Here is a 23635-nt window from a genome sequence, read left to right as displayed (position 1 = left end):
TAATCCAAAATTTTATGCCCGGAGCACCTTAGGTAAGCGCACATAAAATCGTGCACCGCGACCAGGTTCCGACTCAAAACCAATAGAACCGTGCATGGCCTCTGCGAGTTCTTTACATAATGCAAGTCCCAAACCTGTCCCGCCTTTGGCTTTTGCGCTACTGGCATCCGCCTGCGAAAATCGTTGGAAAATCCTGTTCTGGAACTCTGCGGGTATACCTGGCCCTTGATCCTGAACCGCAATTTCTACCTCGTCACCAATTAAAGCGGCACTCAAAGATACGTCACTACCTTTTGGCGAAAACTTCACTGCGTTTGATAATAAGTTTGCCAGAATTTGCAATAACCGATGTTCATCAATCATTAACTGCTGTTGTTCTGACTCACCCTGTAACACTAATTGTAAACGGATGTCCTGCTGAGCGGCATACGGTGCATGATCCGTAATGGCTCTTTGCAGCACTGATGTTACTGGGACTGGTCTTAGTTCCATCATCATTTTACCGGCAATCAATTTCTCAATATCCAGCAGGTCGTTAATCAGGTGGCTCAATTGTTTGCAATTGCTAGCCGCAATACTGATCAGTTTCTGCGCCTTTTCCGGGAGCTGGACCAAACAGCCTGACTCCAGCAGGCTTAGAGCGCCATAAATGGAGGTCAGTGGTGTGCGTAACTCATGGCTGACTGTCGAAATAAAGTCATCCTTTAATTGCTGCAATTTCATCCGGTCTGTAATGTCTTGCAATGAACCAATCAGCATCAAATTCGGGTCTTTGTCTTCCGGAAACAGTTGTGCCAATTCATGCACCCAGCGGATTTCTCCATCCGGACGAATGATTCTGTGCACTACATTGTGAATACCAGTGGTTAAGGCGCGTTGCTCGCTCTCCTCAACTACCCGCACATCATCGGGATGCACCGTACTTTTGAATAGCGCGACACTAGGGACGACAGTTGCGGCATCAAATCCAAAAATCTGGTAGATGATTGGAGACCACCATAAACTTCCGGTTTTTAACGACGCCTGCCAGTAGCCGATTTTGGCTTGTTCACTCGCCAGATCAAGACTTTGCTGTGCAATACTGAGCTGCTGATTAAGGCGTTCAAGCTTTAGATAATGCTCTTTAGTCGTTGTCACATCATGGATGTATCCATGCCAAAGTGTACTGCCATCAAGCATCCTCTCTGGTGTTGCCCGCCCCGATAACCATTTCAACTGCCCTTCCGCTGCTACAACACGATATTCCAACTGCCAGAGAGATTGCTGAGAAACAGAGTCAGCGATACTTTGCATCATTGCCGGTAAATCATCCGGATAGATTTTGTCTACAGCGGGAGTAGCATCTTCAATAACGTCTCTTGGTAACACGCCATAAATTTGCTCAATCGCAGCACTGGCATAAGGAAAGGCCATTCTTCCATCCGGCCATAGCTGGAATTGGTATACGACACCTGGTAACTGTTGAGTTAACTTGACTAACTGGTCTTGTAATTTTTTCTCATTACTAATGTCCAGAATAAAACCATCAAGATACTGTACATGCCCCATTTGGTCATAGTGCGCGGAGCCACGTTCTTCAACCCATCGTACCGTGCCATCTTTGTGGAGAACGCGATAGTGCAGTGTCCAGCTGCGGTGTTCGATGACGGCATGCCCGACTGCATCTTCAAGCCAGGATTGGTCATCCGGATGAATCACACTGGCATAACTACGCACCGCATTGTCGATAAAGTCACTGGCTGGGTATCCGGATAATGGATCGATATGACCACTCATATAAATCATGGTCCAATGTTCATCAGCCAAGCAGCGGTAGGTAATTCCCGGAATATTGGCGACTAATGACTGAAACTGATCCCTGCTTTGAACCAGTGCCAATTCGTTATTGTGCTGCTCTGTTATATCCGCGTGGGTCCCATACATCATCAACGGTTTGCCATCATCGGTCCAAGAGATAACCCGGCCTCTGTCATGCACCCAGACATAGTGACCAGCTTTATGTTGAACGCGACACTTACAGTCATAAAACGGATTTATCCCATCAAAATGCAGTTGCAATAATCGGCCTGATTCTGCCAAATCATCGGGATGGGCCAATGAAAGCCAGGTATTTATTGAGATCGGGGCTAAGTCAGTTAATTGGTAACCAACGATTTCTGCCCAACGTTCATTAAAGATAGTTTCGCCAGTTTGGACGTTCCACTGCCAGGTCCCAATGCGGGTTCCTTCTAATACAGAGCGATACATCAGTTCACTGTGTTGCAAGTCCTGATGTGCCTTTTCTTGCAGACGGTCTTCAATTTCCTGCTCAATCAATGAAGCAAATTGCTGAGCTAATTGTTGCTCTTTTAGTGACCATTTTCGCGGTTGCGGGTCAATAAAACACAAAGTACCGATATTCTGTCCGCGACGTGATAACGGCACTCCGGCGTAAAAACGGATAAATGGCGCTCCAAGTACCAGTGGATTATCTGCAAAACGCTGGTCTAGAGTTGCATCGGGAATTTCAAAGACGTCACTCTCCAATATTGCGTGGCCACAAAATGAAATATCTCGATGCGTTTCGCACGCATCTAACCCTTGCCTCGATTTAAACCATTGACGTTCAGCATCAACTAACGAGACCAACACAATCTCTGTATTGAGGGTCTGCTTAGCTAACGCAGTGATCCGGTCAAAACGCTGCTCTGATGCCGTATCCAGTAATTTTGTTTGCCGTAAAACTTCTAGCCGGTATAACTCTGTGTCAGGGATTGTGGGCTTTAGCATCGAGAAATATACCTGCAGAATGATTTTATGATTGATATTGCTGATATATCACTGAAAGTTGAGACCCCAGCTCCGTGGCTTCAAATGGTTTCTCTATAACAGCAATGGCCCCAGCATCCAGATATTGTTGTTTCTCAGCTTGTTGTATACGTGCTGTCATAAAGACGACGGGGATATTCAGTGTATCGGGGCGCTGACGAATTTCTGCGAGTACCTGTAATCCATCCATCTTTGGCATCATTGCATCCATTAAAATCAGTTCAGGCACAAAATGATTCAGTTGTGCCAAAGCCTGAGCTCCGCCGTCACAACTGACTAGTGTCATCCCAAACAAATCAACCAGAGCCATTTCAACAATCAATCTAATTGATTCGTCATCTTCAACATGAAGAATTTTTTTTAACGACATTTCCGCTCCGATAGCTTGGTAAACTTCGATCCACGCATGAAAATTTGCTTGGCAAGAGTCATGATTGTTGGTGGTGTACTTTGGGTTGTACCGATCATTGCAGCGTCCGGATCTTTTTGCTGCCAGGTTACATCATATGCGAAAAAACTAAGTTAGGGACATTGTCGTCCAACCGATGCAGATCTGCCAGTATTGACCAGCTATCCTTGCTTGTCAGAACCCTCCACATCTCTAGCGGCACATTTTATTGCTGACCTCTGCGAAGCTGGCAATATGATGGTAAACGAGGTTCGCACTTAAGATTCTAAAAAGCTGGTTGGAGTTTTACCAACAAACTGCCAAGCGAAAGTTACTCTACGCCAAATTCCAGTGTGCTCATCCTGTTGTCGCGTTGCAGCTATCTGTATCAATCTTTGTAATTTAGATCACGCCAATCTACGCAACAGACAGGTCTTTTGCGGTAAACCTGCATATTAATTTAGGAGCTTATTATTAATGTGGGGATTGCGTTTGGAATAACCGCAAAATTTCATCAGACACCTGTTGCCACTCTTTCGGACTAAAGTACTGCTGATAATTGCGCAATAGCTGTTGTTGTAAGGCTGGTTGCTGCAGTAACTGATCAAACAAATTAATCAGTTGCTGACCGTGTTCACTGCGATGACAAACCAAATAAGCGAGGTCGAAATTGGGTTCACCCCGAATGGTAGTGGCCTCAATACCATCGCTCTGTTTTGCCAGTAAACTGCTGCGAACACTGTAGTCAATCAACGCGTCCAACCGGCCTTTTTGTAGCATCAGCCAGAGTTTGGTATGGGCATCCTCACCGGCGAGCTGATAGAAGCGTGTACTTTGCTGCGCAATCAGCGCATCCAGCACCGGGCCGTAACTGCGACCTGCTGCAATGCCGATTTTACTGCGGGGTGACTTAACCAACCAATCAAGCAGGTCAACTTCCGCTGGCAATGGCTTGGCAGCAAGGTGGATCAGTTTGAGCGGTGGACCAATATTCAGCGGATAGCGGGAGAACAACAATTGCTGTTCGCGTTGCGGGGTTTTGCGTTTATTCAGACTGCAATAGCCGTCTCGTTGCACCAAGTCCAGGCTACGCTGCAGGCTGACATGTTCATATTTAACATCGAGTTTTTCTCCGGCATAACTGCGCAGGATATCCCACTGCTGTTTTTGCAGCTGATAAGCCTGTGCGCCTTTCTCACTGAACTCCAGTAACATAGTGACTTGCAGTGGCGTGGCCGCCAGCGCTGCTGGTACCAGTAGATTAGACGCCAGCACAACGGCCAGCAGTAGCAGAATTTTCATCTCGCCTACTCAATGAATGGACACAACGAAATTGAGTATAGCGAGCATGACTGACGCGGCAAGTGAATGCCGCGCCAGATATTATTCAGGCCGGCGGCAAGCTTCGGCTTCGGCTAAATCCTTGGCAGCCCGCCATTCCAGACTGCTTTTCAGCACCAGCGTGAGCAGTGCTAACAACGCCAGCAATGAAGACACGGCGAACGCAGCAGCAAACTGATATTCGTTGTACAGAATTTCAATATGTAGCGGCATCGTATTGGTCTGTTCGCGGATCTTGCCGGATACCACAGACACAGCACCAAATTCGCCCATAGCCCGCGCGTTACACAGGATCAAGCCGTACAGCAGCGCCCATTTTACTGACGGTAAAGTGACGCGGATAAAGGTCTGCCAGCCACTTGCGCCTAACGTCAGTGCTGCTTCTTCAGCTTCGCGGCCCTGCTGCTGCATCATTGGGATCAGCTCGCGCGCGACATAAGGAAAGGTGATAAAAATGGTCGCCAGCACAATACCCGGCACGGCGAACATCACTTGTAAATCGTGGTCATTCAGCCATTCACCCCACCAGCCACGCGCACCAAAAATCAGCATCAGGCTTAAGCCGGCAATGACCGGCGACACCGCAATCGGCAAATCAATCAGGGTGATCAGGAACTGCCGGCCACGGAACTGAAATTTGGCAATGGCCCAGCTTGCCGCGAGGCCGAAAATCGCGTTACAGGGCACTGCAATCACGGCCGCGATCAATGTGAGCTTAATGGCATGAGCGGCGGCCGGTTCAGTTACCGCGGCAACATACACTTGCCAGCCCTTGCTGAAGGCTTCGCCAAAGACAATCACCAGCGGTAACAGCAGAAATAACGCCAGAAATCCCAGTGCAAAAGTTAATAATACAGCCCGCAGCCACAGTGGTTCTGTTGTCGCGCGTCTGGGTTGGAACTGACCTGAACCTGCACTCATCGTCCACCTCCGTGTCGCTGCTGACTCCAGTGCTGCAACGCATTAATCAATAACAACAAAATGAACGAAATCAATAACATAACTGTGCCAAGTGCGGCTGCGCCGGCATAATCAAATTCTTCCAGGCGTGACATAATCAGCAGCGGCGTGATCTCAGTGCGAAATGGCATATTGCCGCTGATAAACACCACAGAACCGTATTCGCCAATAGCGCGGGCGAAAGCCAAAGCAAACCCAGTCAGCAAGGATGGGATCAGCGCCGGAAAAATCACCCGGCAAAAAATCTGCAGCCGGTTCGCACCTAAACTGGCCGCCGCTTCTTCCAGTTCCTGCTCTAAATCTTCCAGCACTGGCTGCACGGTGCGCACGACAAAAGGCAGCCCGATAAACACCAGCGCCAGCGTGACACCGATTGGCGTATAGGCGATTTTGATGCCCCACTGATAAAAGTACTGACCAATCCAGCCATTCGGCGCGTAGATGGCGGTCAGCGCAATACCGGCCACCGCAGTGGGCAACGCAAAGGGCAAATCGACCAGCGCATCAATGATTTTCTTCCCCGGAAAGGTGTAACGTACCAGCACCCAGGCGACCAGCAAACCAAACACCAGGTTGATCAGGGCGGCGATAAAGGAGCTGCCAAAGGTCAGCTGATAGCTGGCAATCGCGCGTTCGCTGGCGACCACTTTGACAAAACCGGCCCAGTCCAGCTCAAAGCTCTTCAGCACCAGCGCCGACAATGGCAGGAACACCAGCAGACTCAGATAAAAGGTGGTAAACCCCATACTGAGGCCAAAACCTGGTAAGACCGGTTTGTGCGATGATTTTTTAAAAAACACAGAGTCCCCTTTTTTCACTGGCACCGCTTTGAAAACACCGGCTCAGCGCGCATAAATCTGATCAAAAATACCGTCTTCGCTAAAATGCTGCTTCTGTACTAAATCCCAGCCGCCAAAATCAGCGATGGTTTTCAGCTCCAGCTGTGGCAGCGCCGGCACACCAGGCACCGGCTGGATCGGCCGGAAATAGTGCTCCGCCGCCAACTTTTGCGCCGCTGGCGTGTATAAAAACTCTAAGTAAGCCTGCGCCAACGCGGTCGTGCCTTTGCGCTCGGTGTTTTTCTGCACCACGGCAACCGGCGGCTCGGCCAGCACCGAAATCGACGGCACCACAATTTCGAACTGATCGGCACCCAGCTCTTTCACCGCCAGATAGGCTTCGTTTTCCCAGCTTAATAACACATCGCCAATACCACGACGGGCAAAGGTGCCAGTCGACGCACGGGCGCCGCTGTCGAGCACCGGCACATTGCGATATAACTTTTGCACAAAAGCTTTGGCGCCAGCTTCGGTACCGCTGCTTTTCAGGCCATAGGCCCAGGCCGCCAGATAGTTCCAGCGTGCGCCACCGGAGGTTTTTGGATTGGGTGTGATCACATCGATGTTGTCGCGCGCCAAATCGTTCCAGTCGTGGATTTTCAGCGGATTGCCTTTGCGCACCAAAAACACAATGGTCGAACTGTAAGGCGCGCTGTTGTGCGGTAGTTTCTGCTGCCAGTCTGGCGCGATCAGCTTGCCAACGCGCGCCAGTGGGTCGATGTCCGCTGCCAGCGCTAAAGTGACCACATCAGCGCGCAGGCCATCGAGCACAGCCCGCGACTGGCTGCCGGAGCCGCCATGCGACTGTTCGACAATCAGCTTCTGGCCGGTTTTTTCCAGCCAGACTTTGGCAAAATGTTGATTGATATCGCGATAAAACTCACGGGTCGGGTCATAAGACACGTTCAGCAGCCGCACTTCTTTTTGTGCTTGCGGCTGCGGATTGGCCTGCAGCTGGGGCGCTGCAAGCAAAAACAGTGTCGGCAGCAACAGCGCAGGGAACCGCAGCCAGGATTTCAGCAATCCGCTGGCCCGCGTTGATGGCTGCAAGTGGCGCCGTTTCGCGCTGACCTGCAGGGAAAAAGTGAATAATTGCAACGGTTTACTCCGCAATCAGTGCTGACCGCCGGTCGCCAGGCTTCGGCAGTTTCAGATATACAGACGTCTGAACATCTCTTGATGGGAGTAAGACTAAAACAATTTGGTCAAGATAAAAAGAATCAAAAAGTGCAGAGCTATAACTAAAAGTTATGCTCACTCTTTTAGCGCTGCAACCGATACTGCCAGCAGGTCCAGCCGAAAAGCAGCACGGCGCACAATCCCCAGCACAGGCCCAGCTGCGTCAGCAAAGCGGCATTGAACAGCGGCTTCACACTGAGCAGCATCAGCAATAATGTGGCCAGCACAAAGCCGCTGGTCAGTGCGCGCAGCACGCCGAATAACCACCAACGTTGTTTGCAGCCATAAGATTCTGCCGCCCCGCACAGCATCAGGACAGCCAGCACTCCGCCGAAGGCGAGCAAGGCCCGTAACTCCGGCCCGGCGTACAGACTTTGATGCGCAGCATACCCAAGATTACGCAGCGTCCAGGGTGCACTGTGCCAATAATCAGCCTGCGGCAGCACCTGCAAATGGGCATTTAATGTTTGTTGTCTGAGCTGATAAGGCGCGGTTTGTGGCCAGGCCGGCTGTTCTGTCAATAGCCATGTTCCTGTGGTCAGATCCAACTGCACTTTGGCAACCGGCCAGCCCGGCGCGTCCAGCAACTTCGCCAGATCTGGCGCGCCCGTGGCATGAACGCTTGCAGCCGGCAGCGGTTGAGGAAACAGGGCCTGATAATAAGCGGCACTGTGTTGTTTGAAGAGCTCAGGCTGCCAGTTGCCGTATTGTGTCAGCAGCGCCGAGCCAAAAAACCAGCAGAGCCACGGCAGGCTCAGCAGCGCACCTGTTAAATGCCAGCGCAACGGCCCGCGACCGAATAAGTGGCCAGATGGCTGTCCAGCACCGGCGTGCCGCCAGCGCTGCCAGAATAAATAAATACCCGATGCAGCTAACGCCAGCATCGCAATCGACAGCCCAATCAGCAGTGGCTGGGCGGCACGTTTGAACAAGCCCGCCAGCTGATAATGCAGCGAGAAAAACAATTCACCGATGCTGTGCCGGCTGTTGCCGGGCTTCAACTCCAGCGGTTCACCGAGTGCGGTGAGAGCAGTTTCAGCAGGAACCGTGGGAAGCTGCAGCCAATGGCGGGTTAAAGTCCAGCTGCCGGGTTGTTGCAGATGCAGCGTCAGATAAAGTTTACGCGCTGAGGCAAATTCTACATACAGCTGCGCCGCAGTCGGCGCTTGCTGTTGTTGCCACTGCAGCGCCAGTTGTAGTTGCTGCGCGGGCTGCATCTCGACCGTTCGGGCCTGCGCCAGCGCCGGCGTCAACGCCAGATCCAGTTCTGCGCGATACAGCGACAAAGTGCCGCTCCAGCTCACCACCACCGCCAGCGGCAATAACACAGCGCCCGCCAGCGTATGCAGCGCCTTTTGCCGGCGCGCCAGTTGCAGTAGACCAAACGCCAGTAAAATCAGCAGCACCAGCTGCGTCAGTTGAGTCCACAATAGCGCATCGACAACGCCCAGCAGTGGTGTCAGCCAGGACAGCAACAAAGTCGCCAGCTCGCTACTGAGCCAATACCCCAGCGCACCGCCCAGGCTTAACCATAAAATTTTGCCGAACAACTTTTGTGCTCCACTCTGGATTTAAGGAACGTTCTTCCTGTGCGACACCCGTTATGCGATACCCGGTATGCGATACCCGGCCTACATTCCGGATATACAATCGTAGGGTGCAATGAGCCTGCGAATTGCACCGGAGCGATCTGCCGCCACACCCTTGCGGAAAAACACCGAATCGCCGTATAACAAGCGCAAGTTTTCCTGCGCGGATTGTCGCATCAATGCATCTGACTGAACAACATCAAGCCGAGTTTGCTGAGCTGGCCAAACAAAAAATAGCCGAATTCAATGCCTTACACTGGGACGCCAGCCTGCGGCAGCCGCTCGGCCTCGCTATCCATGATGACGCCGGTAATTTGCTCGGCGCCTTAGCCGGCCGCACTTTTGGCAACTGGTTTTATCTGGAATCGTTTTGGCTGGCCCCAGAATTACGCGGCAAAGGCCAGGGTTCAGAACTGTTAAACCGCGCCGAGCAAATCGCGCGCGACCGCGGCTGCCGTTATGTCGTGCTCGATACGTTAGATTTTCAGGCGCGGCCCTTTTACGAAAAACACGGCTATCAGCTGCAATGGACCCAGCAGGACTACCCTTTTGCCGGCGGCGCTAAGTATTTTATGAGCAAGGTGCTTTAGTCTAGCTTTCTGAGTAGTTGGCACATCGTGGCAAATCCAACATCGCCACCACTGCGTTCGCCCGTTCGCGCCTCCCGCGCTCACTCTTAACCGCTCACTCCGTGGATGCCGATGTTGGGTTTGTTGATGTTCGGAATAGCAGATTTGAGCGAGTCGCAGTCATCGAATATTGGGTAATGTACGGCGACGCTTCGCTTGCCGATACCTACGATCTTAATCTGCGAGTAGGTACGTGCAAGCGTCAGCGCCGCCGTACATTTTGTCAACAGTTGGCACAAATTGAAGATTCAAAGGAACTCGCAGAACGGCCGGTCAATTACAAAAGCAGACAGTCAGCCTTCACCCTGCGGCTGACGAGCCTACATGTCTGCGAGACCCGGTCTGCGAGACCCGGGAGTATTCACGGCGTGCGTGTGACGCCCATCGTGTGACGCCCATCGTGTGACGCCCAATCTTGTGTAATCGTCCGTGCCGTTTGCTGCGGATTCCTGGGACATTCATGTTATGAAAACGCAGGCGCACAGTGGCGGTACCGCATTGCTTTCAGAACCTTCAAATCCACCGCCCAACCCCACCACTCAAGGCTCAATCCGGATCTGCTTAATCAGCACCGGCTGTTTGGGGCTGTGAAACGCAATAGGTTTTGCGCCGGGATTGTCGATCCATTTCTCTTCTACCGGCAGCGCGGCAAAGGCATCCAGTACTTTGTCGCCGTCGGTCAGCTGGCCGAAATTGGTGTATTTACCGTCTAAATGCGCGCGGCGTTCTAAGCAGATAAAAAACTCGGTGCTGCCGCTATTCGGGTCTTCGTCGCGCGCCATGCCGAGGCTGCCTCGAATGTGGGGTAATTTGTCAGAGAACTCGGCCGGGACGCGGTATTTCTGATGGTCCGGATGATTGTCATCATTGATGCCGGCCTGCGCGACGTGGCCTTTGACCACCCGGTAAAAGGATTTGCCGTTGTACCAGCCGGATTTGGCCAGTTCGATAAAACGGGCAGTTGTGACCGGCGTGGCCTGCTGGTGCAAATCAAACTTCATAGTGCCTATAGTGGTTTCAATCACGGCGGTTGGCGCCGCCTGCAATCCACCAATCCCAGCCAAACCTAATAACAACACCGCACTTTTCAACAGCTTCATCCACTTTTCCTTGTCGTTTATTGCAATAAAATCGTCAGCTGGTTGGTTTGGTCTTTGGCTTCTTGCGCGCCAAACGGCAGCACCAGATCTTCTTTGCCATCATCATTTAAGTCATTGACCAGCAAGTTAATTGCACGTTTTGGCAACTTGATATTCTGCCGCGTGCTTTTGTCGGAAAACAATTTAGCGCCGACCGGTGCGTAGCTACGTAAAGTGTCGTCGTCTTCTGCTTTGAGCAGCGTCGCTTTGCCATCTAAGCCTTTTAACACCGCGGTCACCGGCAGATTAAACTGGCCACTACCAAGCGAAATCCCCACATCCACTTCCTGGCGATGGACTGGCTTGGTGCCAAAACTGCCGTCTGGCTGCTGTTTGTAAAACAGCCAGTCGACCGAAGCAGAGCCGGTCAACAGTGCCGACACGATTTTGCTGATGCCGATATCCGCTGCCGGCGTGTAAAAATCTAAGCGGCCGTCGGCGTCTAAATCAGCAAACTGCACATCAAACTGCACGCCGGTGGTGTTGATTTGCTGATCAGCCGTCGTTGGGAATACCAGCTTACCGTTGTCGTTACGGCCATAGTGAATGCGGTAGCTGTATTTTTGCTCCATCACATCAACATAATGCTGCTGTTGCACTACTAAATCGGTGACTTTATCGCCATTTAAGTCGAGTAACCGTTCCAGCCTTGTAATGGTCAAGCCTTCATAGCTGCGGCCATCACCGCCACGCTGTTGCGCCTGCACATCCGGCGTCAGTCCAAGCCCCAACGGCACCACAGTTGCCGTGGTGACAAAGCTGCCGTCGGCCTGCTGCGGATAAACCCACAGACTGTCATCGACGTTAAAAACAATGTCGGTGCGGCCGTCCAGCGTGAAATCGACCTGACGCGGCGTTTTCAGCAAAAAGTCCGGATCTTTCTGGAAAATCTGCATTTGTGCAGCGATTGGCAGAGAATAAGTGCGAAATGTGCCGTCTTTTTGCTGCATCAGCACTTGCAGGGCACGAAAATCCGGCACCAGAAAATCGGTCAGACCGTTTTGATCCAAATCGGCGGCGAATTCCAGCTCCAACATCCGTTTGGCGTCCGTCACCGGATACGCAGAAGGTGCGCTGGTCAGTTGCCGCCATTTTTTCGTGTCGGTCTGATAATGCCACAGCGCATCCTGCCCCATCGCCACCAGCTGGCTACCGCTGTGGCCGGCTAAAGTCGCCGGCTGAAAAAACTGTACCTGCACCGGCAAAGCAATTTGTTCAGTGCTGTTGTTGGCATAATCGACCCGGCTGAGCCAACGGAATTCATGATTGTGGCCTGATACCAACAATACCGCTTGACCAGGCAAGCGCAGCACGCTGCCGTTGGCCGGATGTGCCAGTTCGATCGTGGTGGCTTTCAGTTGCAGCGCCTGCACCGGTGTCAGTAACAGCGCGCCGGTTAGCAATGCCAACAGCAGTTTGCCTGATGGGATGTTATCGAGAGAAAAAGAGCGCAGCGCCGGGGCCATCCTGTGGTTCCTCATCTTAGACAAATAGAAAAGTACAGAGCAGCATACGCTGCATCACAGTTCAAAGACCAACAAATGTGTAACAAATTCAGTTGTTAAAGCATTTTTTTCGATGAATATAGGTCGCCCCCCTGCGAAAGATTTCCGGTCAGCGCCGGTTCGGGCTAAAATAACCGGCTTTGTTGTCGTTCTGGAGATGTGTGATGTCAATTAACTGGTTCCCGGGTCATATGCATAAAGCCCGCAAAGAAATTGCGGAGGTGATGCCCCAGGTTGATGTCATCATCGAGATGCTCGACGCCCGAATTCCGTTTTCCAGCGAAAACCCGCTGGTACCGGAACTCAGAGGCGACACGCCTTGTATTAAAGTGCTGAATAAAGCTGATTTAGCCGACCCGGCCATCACGGCGATTTGGCAGGCGCACTTTGAAAAAGAAGCCGGTGTCAAAGCCATTCCAATCAGCCAGCAGGACCCGGCGCAGATCCGTGCTTTGCTCGACCTGTGCACCACCTTATTACCCGACCGTAACTTCGACGTGCGCGGCCCGCGTGCGATGATTATGGGCATTCCAAACGTTGGTAAATCGACACTGATCAATACCTTAGCCGGCCGGGTCATTGCCAAAACCGGCAACGAAGCCGGGGTCACCAAATCGCAGCAACGGATTAAACTCGACAATGGCGTGATCCTGACCGACACGCCGGGTTTCCTCTGGCCCAAACTAAGCCCAGCCAGCTGTGGTTATCGCCTCGCCATCACCGGCGCGATTAAAGAAACTGCTTTTGATTACGGTGATATCGCGCTGTTCGCGGCGGAATATCTGCTGGAACATTATGCCGACCAGGTGCTGGGCCGCTATCAACTCAAAGAAATGCCAGAAAATGATCTGGCACTGCTCGACGCCATTGGCGAGCGTCGCGGCTGTATGGCCAAAGGCGGCGTGGTCGACGTGACCAAAGCCGGCGCTATCCTGATTAACGAACTGCGCGCCGGCCTGTTTGGCCCGATCACGCTGGAAACCCCTGATATGGTGACAGCCGAAGTGGCCAATGCTAAGTTAGAGGAAGCCCGCAAAACCAAAGAAAAAGCGGAGCGTGATAAAGAACGGGCGCGCCGCACCAAGAAAAACCGTCGCTGACGCCCTGACCCAGGTTCGCCACATCTGCAGAATGACCCCTTTGGTCAGCCTCCGGCTGTGGCCCACGTACACGGAGTTTGCGATGTCTTGTCTTTCCCGCCGGCAGTCCCTGCTGGCCTTGCTGATTTCCGGCAGTTTGACCCTGTCGGCGACCGCCGGCGCCGCGCCGGTGCTTATTACGAATATTAAAGGCTATGGTTTTGATGAGCAGCGTCAGCTGCTGTCATTCAATGAACTGGTGTTTGATGATGCCAGTGGCAAAGTGTTGGCACGGGGTCAGGGCATCGCCAAAGACTATCCGGATGCCAGCAAAATCGACGGCATGGGCCGCACCTTGCTGCCCGGATTGATTGACGGCCACGGCCATGTGCTGGGCCTCGGTCAGAACCTCAGTCAGGTTGATTTACGCGAAAGCAGCTCAGAAGCGCAGGCTGTAGCCAAAACCGCCGCCTTTGCCAAAGCCAATCCGCAGGCGCAGTGGATCTTAGGCCGCGGCTGGAATCAGGTGTTATGGCCAAGCCAGCAATTTCCCGGCAAACAGCTGCTCGATGAGGTGATCAAAGATAAACCGGTGTGGCTGAGCCGCGTCGACGGTCATGCCGGCTGGGCCAACAGTAAAGCATTGCAACTGGCTGGCATCAGCAAAGACAGTATCGACCCGCCGGGTGGCCAAATCATCCGCGACGCCAATGGCGAACCGACCGGCGTGCTGATTGATAACGCCATGTTATTGTTAGAGAAACAGATCCCCGCTATCAATGAAGCCGAACGCGTCAGCGCGCTGAATGCCGCATTTGCCCATCTGTTATCGCTGGGCATCACCAGCACGCATGATGCCGGTATCGACGCCGCTAATCTCGCCACTTACCAGCAATTACGTGCAGCCAAACAACTGCCGCTGCGGCTCTATCCGATGTTGTCGGCGACAGATCCGGCGCTCGAAGCCTGGCTAAAAGCCGGTCCGGTGGACGATCCGCTCGACTTGCTTGATGTGCGCTCAGTGAAAATTTACGGCGACGGTGCGCTCGGCAGCCGTGGTGCGGCCTTGTTAGCGCCTTACAGCGACAAGCCAAAAGAAACCGGTTTGTTAGTGACACAGCCGGACAAACTCACCGCCGTGATGAAACTGACTATCGACGCCGGTTTTCAGGCCAACGTGCACGCGATTGGCGATTATGCCAACCAGCTGGCGTTAGATCGCTTTGAAAGCTTACAAACCGAAGTGCAGCGCAAAGCTGGTCGTCACCGCATTGAACATGCGCAAATCGTTGCCCCTAAAGACTTACCCCGGTTTGCGAAATTGCATGTGCTGCCATCGATGCAACCGACGCATGCGACGTCCGACAAAAACATGGCCGGAGATCGGTTAGGCGTAGCGCGGCTACGCGGTGCTTATGCCTGGCGCTCATTGGTCGATGACGGCAACCGCATTGTCGGTGGCTCTGATTATCCGGTGGAACTGGCCAATCCGTTTTTTGGCATTCATGCCGCTGTAACAAGACAAGACCAGCAAAATCAACCGGCAGGTGGCTGGTTGCCGGAGCAGAAACTGACGCTGGTTGAGGCCTTACGCAGTTTCAGCGTCGATGCCGCCTATGGCGCGTTCCAGGACCAGAGCATGGGCAGCCTGGCGCCGGGTATGTGGGCCGATTTTATCCTGGTCGACCGCGACATCGTCAAAGTAGCGCCGGAACAGCTGTGGCAAACTAAAGTGCTGGCGACCTATGTCGGCGGCGAACTGAAATACCAATTCCGTGAATAAATCTTCCGTGAATAAATCGTCCGAGAATAAACAAGGTCTTTTATGATTAGCCAGAAGTGGTCAAAACTGATTAAGTCACTGCATTTAAAGAAGTTTCGAAAAGCAGAACAACTGTTTTTTGTCGAAGGTGAAAAGGCAGTGCTGGAAGTATTGGCCGCACACTGGCCGGTCAAAGCCTTGTTTGGCACGGCTGATTTTTTTGACCGTTATCCGGAAACGGCCTATGCCGCTGAAATGAGTCACCCTTGTTCCGCCAGCGAGCTGGAACAAGTCGGCACTTTTACCAGCAACAATGCCGCGCTGGCCGTGGTCGCAATCCCGCAATATGCACCTTTTGTGGAGACCGACGGCCACTGGACGCTGGTGCTGGATAACGTCAACGACCCGGGCAATCTCGGCACTATCATCCGCATCGCCGACTGGTATGGCATCCGCCATCTGCTGTGTTCAGCCGACACCGTCGATGCCTTTAACCCCAAAGTGATTGCCAGTGCCAAAGGCTCGTTTTTACGCGTCAAACTGCATTACGGCGATTTAACGCCGTGGTTGGAAAAGGCACAGCAACCAGTGTACGGCGCTTTTTTAAACGGCGATTCCGTGCATCAGCTGGCCTTGCCCAAAGCCGGTGGTTTTATCGTGCTGGGCAATGAAGCCAACGGTATCAGTGACGCCATCGCGGCTTGTGTTAACCGCCGTATTACGATCCCGGCCTTTGGCCAGGCCGAGAGTTTAAATGTCGGCATTGCCAGTGCGGTGATTGTCGATAATCTGGTAAGGCTTTCAGCGAAATAGCCGCTGGATGACGGCGGTGTCCGCAGTGCCAGACAAAAAAAGCGCCTAGGCGCTTTTTTTTACATTTGGAGTTTAAGCTAACAGTCAGGCCGCTTTGCGTATTACCTGACCATGCTGCCGGCGCCAGGCCAGCAGCGGTAAGCCTATCAGCAGCACGCCTAAACCAGCACCGCCAGAACCACCCGAACCTGAACTCCCTGCAGTCGGCGTCACCGGGTCGCTGCTGCGACTGGCATCCAGCGGATATTTATCGCTGCCATCAGCCACGCCGTCATTATCGTCATCTGGATCAGCGTTATTGCCGATGCCGTCTTTGTCGGTATCCAACGTTTCTTTTGGATCCAGCGGGAAGGCGTCCGTTGTATCCGCAACGCCGTCGTTGTCGTCATCAGGGTCAGCATTGTTGCCGATGCCGTCTTTATCGCTGTCCAGGGTCTCTTTTGGATCCAGCGGGAAGGCGTCTGCAGCATCCGCGACACCGTCGTTGTCGTCATCAGGGTCAGCATTATTGCCGATGCCGTCTTTATCGCTGTCCATGGTCTCTTTTGGATCCAGTGGGAACGCATCTGCAGCATCTGCAACACCGTCGTTATCATCGTCCGGGTCGGCGTTATTGCCGATGCCATCTTTGTCGGTATCGGCAGTTTCAGCCGGATCTAACGGGAAGGCGTCGCTGACATCCGGTGTGCCGTCGTTGTCATCATCCGGGTCAGCGTTATTGCCAAGGCCATCCTGATCAGAATCCAAGGTTTCTGATGGATTATATGGCATGGCATCGTTGGCATCAGGCACTGAATCGTTGTCGTTATCAGTGTCAGCAGCATTCAGAATTCCATCGCTGTCGACATCGTTGTCGCCACCGGCACTGGCGCCTAAACGCAGCGCTTCAGGCATAGTATTCAGCAACTGATTGCCAGATTGCGTGATCACTTGCAGACGCAGGTCCAGCCACTGCTCACCGGCACGCAGCGGCAACGGGAACTGATGCACGCCAGCGTTATAACCGTGATATGCCAGCTTCCATTCGCCATCTTTGGTTTTTAGCAGGACTTTAAACTCTTTCACCGGATCTTGTTTCGAGGCAACTTCGACACTGAATTTGTTATCAATCCGGCTGATAGTATCCCCTTGTTTTGCACGGTTAAAGGTAGCCAGACTGACAAAATACGGTGATTCTAAACCCGCTTTTTGCTGATCAAACCGCACTTCACCCAGTAGCCCCTGGGTGTCACGACCATCCAGCGGATAGTTCAGATACACAGTATTTTCTTTACAATCATAAGCTTGAATAAATTCTGTAGCAAAATAGGCAGCCATATCGCCATACCATATATTTGCGGTGAACTCATTTAGCAGATTAACTTCAGAACCACATTGGTGACGCGCTTTAATCTTGTTATAAGCCGGCACATCGTTTTGCCATAAGTCATTAAAAATATTGTTGCCTGTTTCTAAATCGACGTTGTGATGACGCGGCTTGATCCGCAGTCCTTCGACACTGGCTTGTACTGGTGATGTCAGATAACGCAAATTGTTATCAAAAGATAATTCACGGACATCTGAGCTGTAGATGATCTCCTGATCTGACAATTTGGTGATATCACAAACTGCTGCCTTACAACGGAATTTTTGGAGCTTTCCGTCTTCCGTCAACCGCCATTGCTGAGTACTGGCCGATGCAGCAGTTTTAGCCCAATCCAAAAAACGCATTTTGCTGTCTGGCATTTCGTCGGCATTCAGGCCTACTGATTTTTGCCAGATCTGCAGGTCCAGCTGTCCGGTCAGCTCAGGACCGCCTAACTGGCCCATGATAAAAGAATTGTCTGGTTTTTCGGCTTGTTTTCGCAGTCTTACTAAATTTGGTTCAGTAAAGTCCAGTTCTAAATCTTCTGTCTGTAACGGCGTTTTAAAGCGGAAGGCCGCCATAATCAGCTGCTGTGGCATCGTGTCTGACAGCAACAGTTGCTGCTGACTGCGCAAGGTAAAACTGGTAGGTACGTCACTCAAATAAAACTCTGACGGCGGCCGGGCTGTGCAAAACGGTCTGCACTCTGTCCAGAAGGTAGAACCGTAAATTAAATGTTCGTTATCTTTCAGAGTGACAGTGCCAAAAGTTTTCTTAAAATCACCCGCCCAAAACGGAGTTCCATTTTTGGTCGGCGCTTTAAGCCGTAAACGATGCTTGATTTCGGTATTGGATAGCGTGATTTCCGGGGTAACAGTAACATCGACATCGGTGCGGAATATCCAGTTTTGACGCTTGACCGATAGATTTTTTGTTTCTGCAGGCAGTAATGCGATGGGAGCTGAGACCGCCTCGGCAAAAATATGAATCTTCTTATCCACCAACCGCAGATTGACACTGGACTGCCCCCACAGGTTGTGACGGAAAGCGACTCTCGACCACTTCGGCGTATAAATTTCCACCGATTGCATCGAACTGGCCAAATTCAGTTTGAGAAGAAGATAATGATCCAATATCACCGGAAGATTGTAGGTCTGGTTACTGCCAACCAACTCAATATTAAACTGATAGACCGCATTACCGGGTGGATTCTCAGGGACTTTTGCCGAATCAACCAGATAGCTGAGATCGATTTCTTTTGTCTCGCCTGGCGCTAATTTGACGGATGAACTACTTAAAGTTGCGGTCAAAAATACCGGTGTACCAGAGGTTTTTAATGTTAATTCAATGGCCTGGCTTGAGTTGTTTTGGACGCTGAAACGACGGGTTCCCTGCTTAGCGAAATCAGCACTATTCACAAGCCCCAGATACAATGCGTGCTGATCAACAGCCAATTGACCACTCACTGCTTTTTGCACATTTAACCGGCCAGTACCATGGTCCCAAAACGATTCTTTCAGCGGGTCTGTATTTTGTACCAGCCGATTCTTCAACTGAACAACTGTTAACGTTGGTTCCGCCTGCAGCAACAAAGCGGCAGCACCGGCGACATGTGGTGCTGCCATACTGGTACCGCTTTTATAATCATATTTATTGCCCGGAATTGCCGCATAAATACTGCTGCCAGGTGCTGCGATTTCAGGTTTCAGCAAAGCTCCCGCAACACCAGGGCCACGGCTGCTGCTGTAAGACATCTCATCAGTTTTTGAGGTATTGGCAACGGTCAGGGCTTCAGATGCGATACCAGGCGAGCCTAAAGACTCAGCTGCCGGACCCGAATTTCCCGCCGCGACGACCACCAAAGCGCCAGCTTTCGCGGCGTTGTTCACCGCCACAACCAAGGGGTCATTTGCATCCCGGCTATCGTAACCCAGACTCATGTTAATGATCTGCACGCCATCGCGGGTCTGCGGGTCACCATCCGGATCTACTGCTTTTTCTAAAGCGGAGATGACGTCAAAATTGCTGCCATAGCCATTGTCTGCCAGCACTTTATAGGCATAGATGCTGGCCTCAGGCGCCACACCAGTAATGGTGGCCGACTGACCTGCAACGATGGATGCCACATGAGTACCATGGCCGTTTACATCCATCGGGTCATTATCTTTGGCGACAAAATCGTAACCACCCGCGACTTTACAACCAGCGCCGAAACAGCCGCCCAAGGCTTCGTGGCTATAATCCACCCCTGTATCTAAAATCGCCACACGAATATTTTTGCCTTTGACCGGCAGACCGTCGCGTTGCATCTCCCACACTTTAGGTGCTTCGATTTTAGGCACGCTTTGTGATAAAAAAGCCCTGACTAACTGTTCCGGATAAATGGCTTTGACGCCGGGGAGTTGCGCTATTTGCTCTACAAGCTGTTGTTTGTCAGGCGCTGTCAGCGTTACAGTTAAGGCATTTTCTAACTGACTGAATTGACCGGTAACCCGGGCCTGTGGAAAACGACTCTGGATTTGTATTTTAGCCAGCTGCTGTTCGTTCTGAATGCGCGCCTGGGCGGCACTGATCTGGCTGAACCTCAATTGTTGCCAGCTGTCATGACTCAGCGCCTGCTCTGGCGCAAGTTGCTCGGGTTGTTGCACCCGTAATTCCTGCTCCAGTTGCGGATATAACGCCGGCGTATCCAGCTGCACCAGATAACGCTCAGGCTCCGTCAGCCGGAGCTCACCATTTGACAGGTCCTGGCGATAACTGCCGGGTGGTAAATCACCTGCCGCCGCAATAGCGGCAATATCAGGTATCGCTGCCCAAACATGCTGAGTAAACGCGGCACTGACGATGAAGGCCAGTAGTGTTTTCCGTGTCATCCAGTAACTCCCTGTTATTTTTATTGGAATTATGTAAAAAAAGAGCAAAACACTATCAATTCTGTGCCACTTTTTCCAGCCTCTGTGTGAAGTCATTTTTAAACGCGGCGCCAGCAGCCTGTGCAATGCATTTAGTGCTGCAGCGATTCGTCAGATCGCTCGACCAGTGCCATACGTAAACAGGAACAATGCTGGCGACACAACCTGTCAACACCGGTGATTTCCGCTACAATAGCGCCACTTTCCCGTGCCGGAGCCCCAGATGCCCATCTCTGCTGAACCGAACTTTCCGACCATTGCCGATTATGTCGGCCAGACGCCGTTAGTGCGGCTGCAACGCATGGCGGCCCATACGCAAAGCACAGTCTTATTAAAGCTTGAAGGCAACAATCCGGCAGGCTCCGTCAAAGACAGACCTGCGCTGAATATGCTGAATGCGGCTGAGGCTCGGGGTGATATTCGACCCGGCGACACCATTATCGAAGCCACCAGTGGCAATACTGGCATTGCGCTGGCAATGGCAGCAGCGATTAAAGGCTACCACATGGTGCTGATCATGCCGGACAACGCCACTGCAGAGCGCAAAGCGTCGATGCAGGCCTATGGCGCTGAACTGATTCTGGTGACAAAAGCGCAGGGCATGGAAGGCGCACGCGATTTAGCGCTGCAGATGCAGCGTGATGGCAAAGGTAAAGTGCTGGACCAGTTTAATAACCGCGACAATCCGGCCGCCCATATCGCAGGGACGGGCCCGGAGATCTGGCAACAAAGCCAGGGGCTTATCACTCATTTCGTATCCAGTATGGGTACGACCGGCACCATCATGGGTGTGTCCACTTATCTGAAACAACAAAATCCGGCGATCCAAATTGTTGGTTTACAACCGGCGGAAGGCAGTTCTATTCCGGGGATCCGGCGCTGGCCTGAAACTTATCTGCCGGGGTTTTATGAAAAAAGCCGTGTCGATTTAGTGCTGGATGTCAGTGAGGCCGATGCTATCGCCACCACTCGGCGCTTAGCACGCGAAGAAGGCATTTGTGCCGGTGTCAGTTCTGGTGGTGCGGTCTTTTCCGCCATCCGGCTGGCCGAACAACATTCCGGCGCAGTGATTGTGGCCATCATCTGCGACCGCGGTGATCGGTATTTGTCTTCCGGCTTATTCAATAATTAGGGACTGTTGTGAATTTTGAATGGATGGCGCTAGCCGCAGCGTTATGTTGGGCGGTTGGTAGTTTAATTTCAGCACCAGCATCGGCACATTTAGGCGCTTTTGCTTTTACCCGCTGGCGCATGACCTTCGCCAGTTTGCTGCTCTGGTCGGTGGCCCTGTATAGCGGCAGCTGGCAGACGTTGCCGGCCGACCAACTCTGGCTGCTGGCTGCATCTGGCATTATCGGTATTCTGATTGGCGATACCGCCCTGTTTGCTTCAATGAACCGATTGGGGCCGCGCCGCGCCGGTGTGCTCTTTGCGACACATGCGTTATTTTCTGCAGTGCTGGCCTATTTGTTTCTGGGTGAACGATTATGGGGCTGGACGCTGATTGGCTCTGGTTTGCTGGTCAGCGGCGTGATGTGTGCCATCTTGTTTGGCAAAAGAGCCTGCGAACAACATCACTGGGAAACCGCCAACCACCAGTTAGGTATTGGCATTGGCCTTGGGCTGTTGTCGGCTTTGTGTCAGGCCGTCTCGACGCTGATGCTCAAACCGCTGATGGAGACTGACATCGACGCCATCGCTGCCTCGGCGGTGCGGATGACAACGGCACTGATTTGTCATTTGGTGTTGTTGTGGCTCGGTTTTAAAGTGGCGAGGACTTATCTGCCGATGACCCGTAAGGTGCTCGGTATGGTCGCTTTTAATGCCACGCTGTCGATGGTGATTGGCATGACGTTGATTTTGCAGGCGCTCAAGCTCGGCGATGCCAGTCTGGTTGCGATGCTGTCGTCGGTCAGCCCGGTGCTGGTATTACCGCTACTCTGGCTGGTGTATAAACGCCGGCCCGCCGCCGGGGCCTGGCTCGGTGCGGCTTTAACAGTCGGCGGAACCGTATTGATTTTAATGCATTAATTGCATTTTATTGATGTAGCGAACAATGATCCGAGCGGTGCGTTTGACAACGCACCCTACATAGAGTCAATGTTCAGCGGCTGGAGCCAGCTCAGTGTCGCCCGGTACTGCCAATAACGTTTCAGCCACTTGTTCGGCTTGCTCCACCTGACGCTGCACCAGCGGCAGCTGGTTGCGGTGTAAATCGATTTTTGCCATCACTTCTGACAGCGCCACGGCGTGGCCCGGAGTCAGAATGCCATTGTGGCCGCTGATGATATCGTCAGACACTGCCAATACCCAAACCGCTTGCATATTGGCATCTCCGCAGGTTTGTACTGTGCGTCGTGCCTGCAACCGGGCCCGGATTTTCCACGCCGATTTCGGTAACGTCATCATGCAGCCCGGCGTCGCATCGTGCTCTGCCAACGCCTTGGGAATATTCAGTGCGATGGCACAATCACCATTGACGCAGCGGTCTATGTCATGGGTGATAGCCCAGGAATTGCCCATCACACGTTCACCATCACGCAACCAGTTCCAGGCTTCTTTTAAGGCGTAATCACCTTTAGATTGCAACACCACCATCGCTGGTTTTTGCCGGTCGACGCTGAGCAGCTCGTCCATCGGCCGGTATTCACTGGCGCGTACCGCCGGGTTTAACAAAATAAACAAGTTGGGATTATCCTGACCGGCCTTAATCGCATTGCTGATACGATCTTTACTGCCATGCAGCGCAACCGCACCGCCCAAGCTATGACCTAAAACTGTGTAGCGTTGCAGCTGCCCCGCGTTGACTAAGACATCCAGCTCGTCCAGCAAGGCTGAAAAACCGGTTTTGCCGATACGCCGTGCCACTGATTTACGCTGAAAAATGGTCGGGAAATCCAATGCCTCGACCTGGCTGCTGGCGTCGGTCGAGCCATCCAGCCACAGCGGGTCAAACTTATCGCCGCGCCAGCCAATGTACAAACCTATCAGGTTACGCTGTGCATCCGACTGTGCCATTTGCTGGTAAAACTGTTGAAACGCAATGAAATTTTCATCATCAGGTGCTGCGCTATGGTGCCAGCCGTGGATAAAAATCAGTAGTTCCGGTTTGGCACTGCTTTGATTGATACGGGCTTTTAACCCAGCCAGCTGCGCCGGATTATGTGGCTCGCCGTCGTCGTTGAATTCAATGACATGGAAGTTTTGCTGGGCAATATCAGCGCCGGGAACATGAAAAGCCTGATCAGGAATATAACTGAGTGCCAACGACAGTAATAACACCGCGACCAGCAGCAGTTTGGAAATAGCGATACGGAACAGGACTTTTTTCAATTGATGGCAACACA

At 52.3% G+C, this 23635-nt stretch carries 17 protein-coding genes; 6 read left to right on the top strand and 11 right to left on the bottom strand.

Features of this window, described 5'->3' with window-relative positions; translation table 11 throughout:
• Window positions 1–12 precede the first annotated feature (12 nt).
• From ACFFJP_RS01360 to ACFFJP_RS01330, 7 genes are all read right to left on the bottom strand, one after another.
• Window positions 13–2769 carry a PAS domain-containing protein gene (locus tag ACFFJP_RS01360; protein WP_377239661.1) on the bottom strand — a complete coding sequence of 919 codons (2757 nt, stop codon included), beginning with the start codon at window positions 2767–2769 and terminating at the stop codon, window positions 13–15.
• A gap of 25 nt (window positions 2770–2794) precedes the next feature.
• Window positions 2795–3178, bottom strand: coding sequence for a response regulator (locus tag ACFFJP_RS01355; protein ID WP_377239658.1), 384 nt, complete (start codon window positions 3176–3178; stop codon window positions 2795–2797).
• 492 nt (window positions 3179–3670) lie between these two features.
• Window positions 3671–4498, bottom strand: a complete 828-nt coding sequence (locus ACFFJP_RS01350) for a hypothetical protein (RefSeq protein WP_377239655.1) — start codon at window positions 4496–4498, stop codon at window positions 3671–3673.
• Between the two features lie 81 nt (window positions 4499–4579).
• The gene (gene cysW, locus ACFFJP_RS01345) at window positions 4580–5458 is read right to left on the bottom strand and encodes a sulfate ABC transporter permease subunit CysW (protein WP_377239652.1); all 879 of its coding nucleotides are present in this window, start codon (window positions 5456–5458) and stop codon (window positions 4580–4582) included.
• Window positions 5455–6297 carry a sulfate ABC transporter permease subunit CysT gene (gene cysT, locus ACFFJP_RS01340; protein ID WP_377239650.1) on the bottom strand — a complete coding sequence of 281 codons (843 nt, stop codon included), beginning with the start codon at window positions 6295–6297 and terminating at the stop codon, window positions 5455–5457. Before cysT ends, cysW begins: the two co-directional genes overlap by 4 nt.
• A gap of 42 nt (window positions 6298–6339) precedes the next feature.
• Window positions 6340–7434 (bottom strand): sulfate ABC transporter substrate-binding protein, encoded by a 1095-nt coding sequence (locus ACFFJP_RS01335; protein ID WP_377239648.1) that lies wholly within the window; start codon window positions 7432–7434, stop codon window positions 6340–6342.
• A gap of 164 nt (window positions 7435–7598) precedes the next feature.
• The gene (locus tag ACFFJP_RS01330; protein ID WP_377239646.1) at window positions 7599–9065 is read right to left on the bottom strand and encodes a PepSY domain-containing protein; all 1467 of its coding nucleotides are present in this window, start codon (window positions 9063–9065) and stop codon (window positions 7599–7601) included.
• Window positions 9066–9283: 218 nt separating this feature from the next.
• Here ACFFJP_RS01330 and ACFFJP_RS01325 point away from each other — a divergent pair, with 218 nt between their 5' ends.
• Window positions 9284–9694, top strand: coding sequence for a GNAT family N-acetyltransferase (locus tag ACFFJP_RS01325; protein ID WP_377239644.1), 411 nt, complete (start codon window positions 9284–9286; stop codon window positions 9692–9694).
• A gap of 578 nt (window positions 9695–10272) precedes the next feature.
• On the opposite strand, the gene ACFFJP_RS01320 is transcribed toward ACFFJP_RS01325, so the two are convergent.
• Both ACFFJP_RS01320 and ACFFJP_RS01315 read right to left on the bottom strand, forming a co-directional pair.
• Entirely contained in the window at window positions 10273–10833 is a 561-nt protein-coding gene (locus ACFFJP_RS01320) for a peptidylprolyl isomerase (RefSeq protein WP_377239642.1), read from the bottom strand.
• 17 nt (window positions 10834–10850) lie between these two features.
• Complete coding sequence (locus ACFFJP_RS01315) at window positions 10851–12338, bottom strand: FG-GAP repeat domain-containing protein (protein ID WP_377239640.1); 1488 nt, start codon at window positions 12336–12338, stop codon at window positions 10851–10853.
• Window positions 12339–12541: 203 nt separating this feature from the next.
• Here ACFFJP_RS01315 and ylqF point away from each other — a divergent pair, with 203 nt between their 5' ends.
• From ylqF to ACFFJP_RS01300, 3 genes are all read left to right on the top strand, one after another.
• Window positions 12542–13477 (top strand): ribosome biogenesis GTPase YlqF, encoded by a 936-nt coding sequence (ylqF, locus tag ACFFJP_RS01310; protein WP_377239638.1) that lies wholly within the window; start codon window positions 12542–12544, stop codon window positions 13475–13477.
• A gap of 82 nt (window positions 13478–13559) precedes the next feature.
• Entirely contained in the window at window positions 13560–15239 is a 1680-nt protein-coding gene (locus ACFFJP_RS01305) for an amidohydrolase (RefSeq protein WP_377239636.1), read from the top strand.
• A 42-nt stretch (window positions 15240–15281) separates the two neighbouring features.
• Window positions 15282–16031, top strand: a complete 750-nt coding sequence (locus tag ACFFJP_RS01300) for an RNA methyltransferase (RefSeq protein ID WP_377239634.1) — start codon at window positions 15282–15284, stop codon at window positions 16029–16031.
• A gap of 84 nt (window positions 16032–16115) precedes the next feature.
• Here ACFFJP_RS01300 and ACFFJP_RS01295 read toward each other — a convergent pair whose 3' ends face one another.
• Window positions 16116–20249, bottom strand: coding sequence for a S8 family serine peptidase (locus ACFFJP_RS01295; RefSeq protein ID WP_377239632.1), 4134 nt, complete (start codon window positions 20247–20249; stop codon window positions 16116–16118).
• Window positions 20250–20511: 262 nt separating this feature from the next.
• Between ACFFJP_RS01295 and cysM the strand changes: the two genes are divergently transcribed.
• Both cysM and ACFFJP_RS01285 read left to right on the top strand, forming a co-directional pair.
• The gene (gene cysM / locus ACFFJP_RS01290; protein ID WP_377239629.1) at window positions 20512–21420 is read left to right on the top strand and encodes a cysteine synthase CysM; all 909 of its coding nucleotides are present in this window, start codon (window positions 20512–20514) and stop codon (window positions 21418–21420) included.
• An 8-nt stretch (window positions 21421–21428) separates the two neighbouring features.
• Window positions 21429–22319 (top strand): DMT family transporter, encoded by an 891-nt coding sequence (locus ACFFJP_RS01285; protein WP_377239627.1) that lies wholly within the window; start codon window positions 21429–21431, stop codon window positions 22317–22319.
• A 66-nt stretch (window positions 22320–22385) separates the two neighbouring features.
• On the opposite strand, the gene ACFFJP_RS01280 is transcribed toward ACFFJP_RS01285, so the two are convergent.
• A complete protein-coding gene (locus ACFFJP_RS01280) occupies window positions 22386–23621 on the bottom strand; it encodes a hydrolase (RefSeq protein ID WP_377239625.1) in 1236 nt (411 codons plus the stop codon).
• Window positions 23622–23635: the final 14 nt, after the last annotated feature.

The sequence above is a fragment of the Rheinheimera tilapiae genome (assembly GCF_042432165.1).
Classification (GTDB): domain Bacteria; phylum Pseudomonadota; class Gammaproteobacteria; order Enterobacterales; family Alteromonadaceae; genus Pararheinheimera; species Pararheinheimera tilapiae.
Note: the sequence above shows the minus strand (reverse complement) of the source record. Positions and strands in the feature narration are given on the sequence as shown.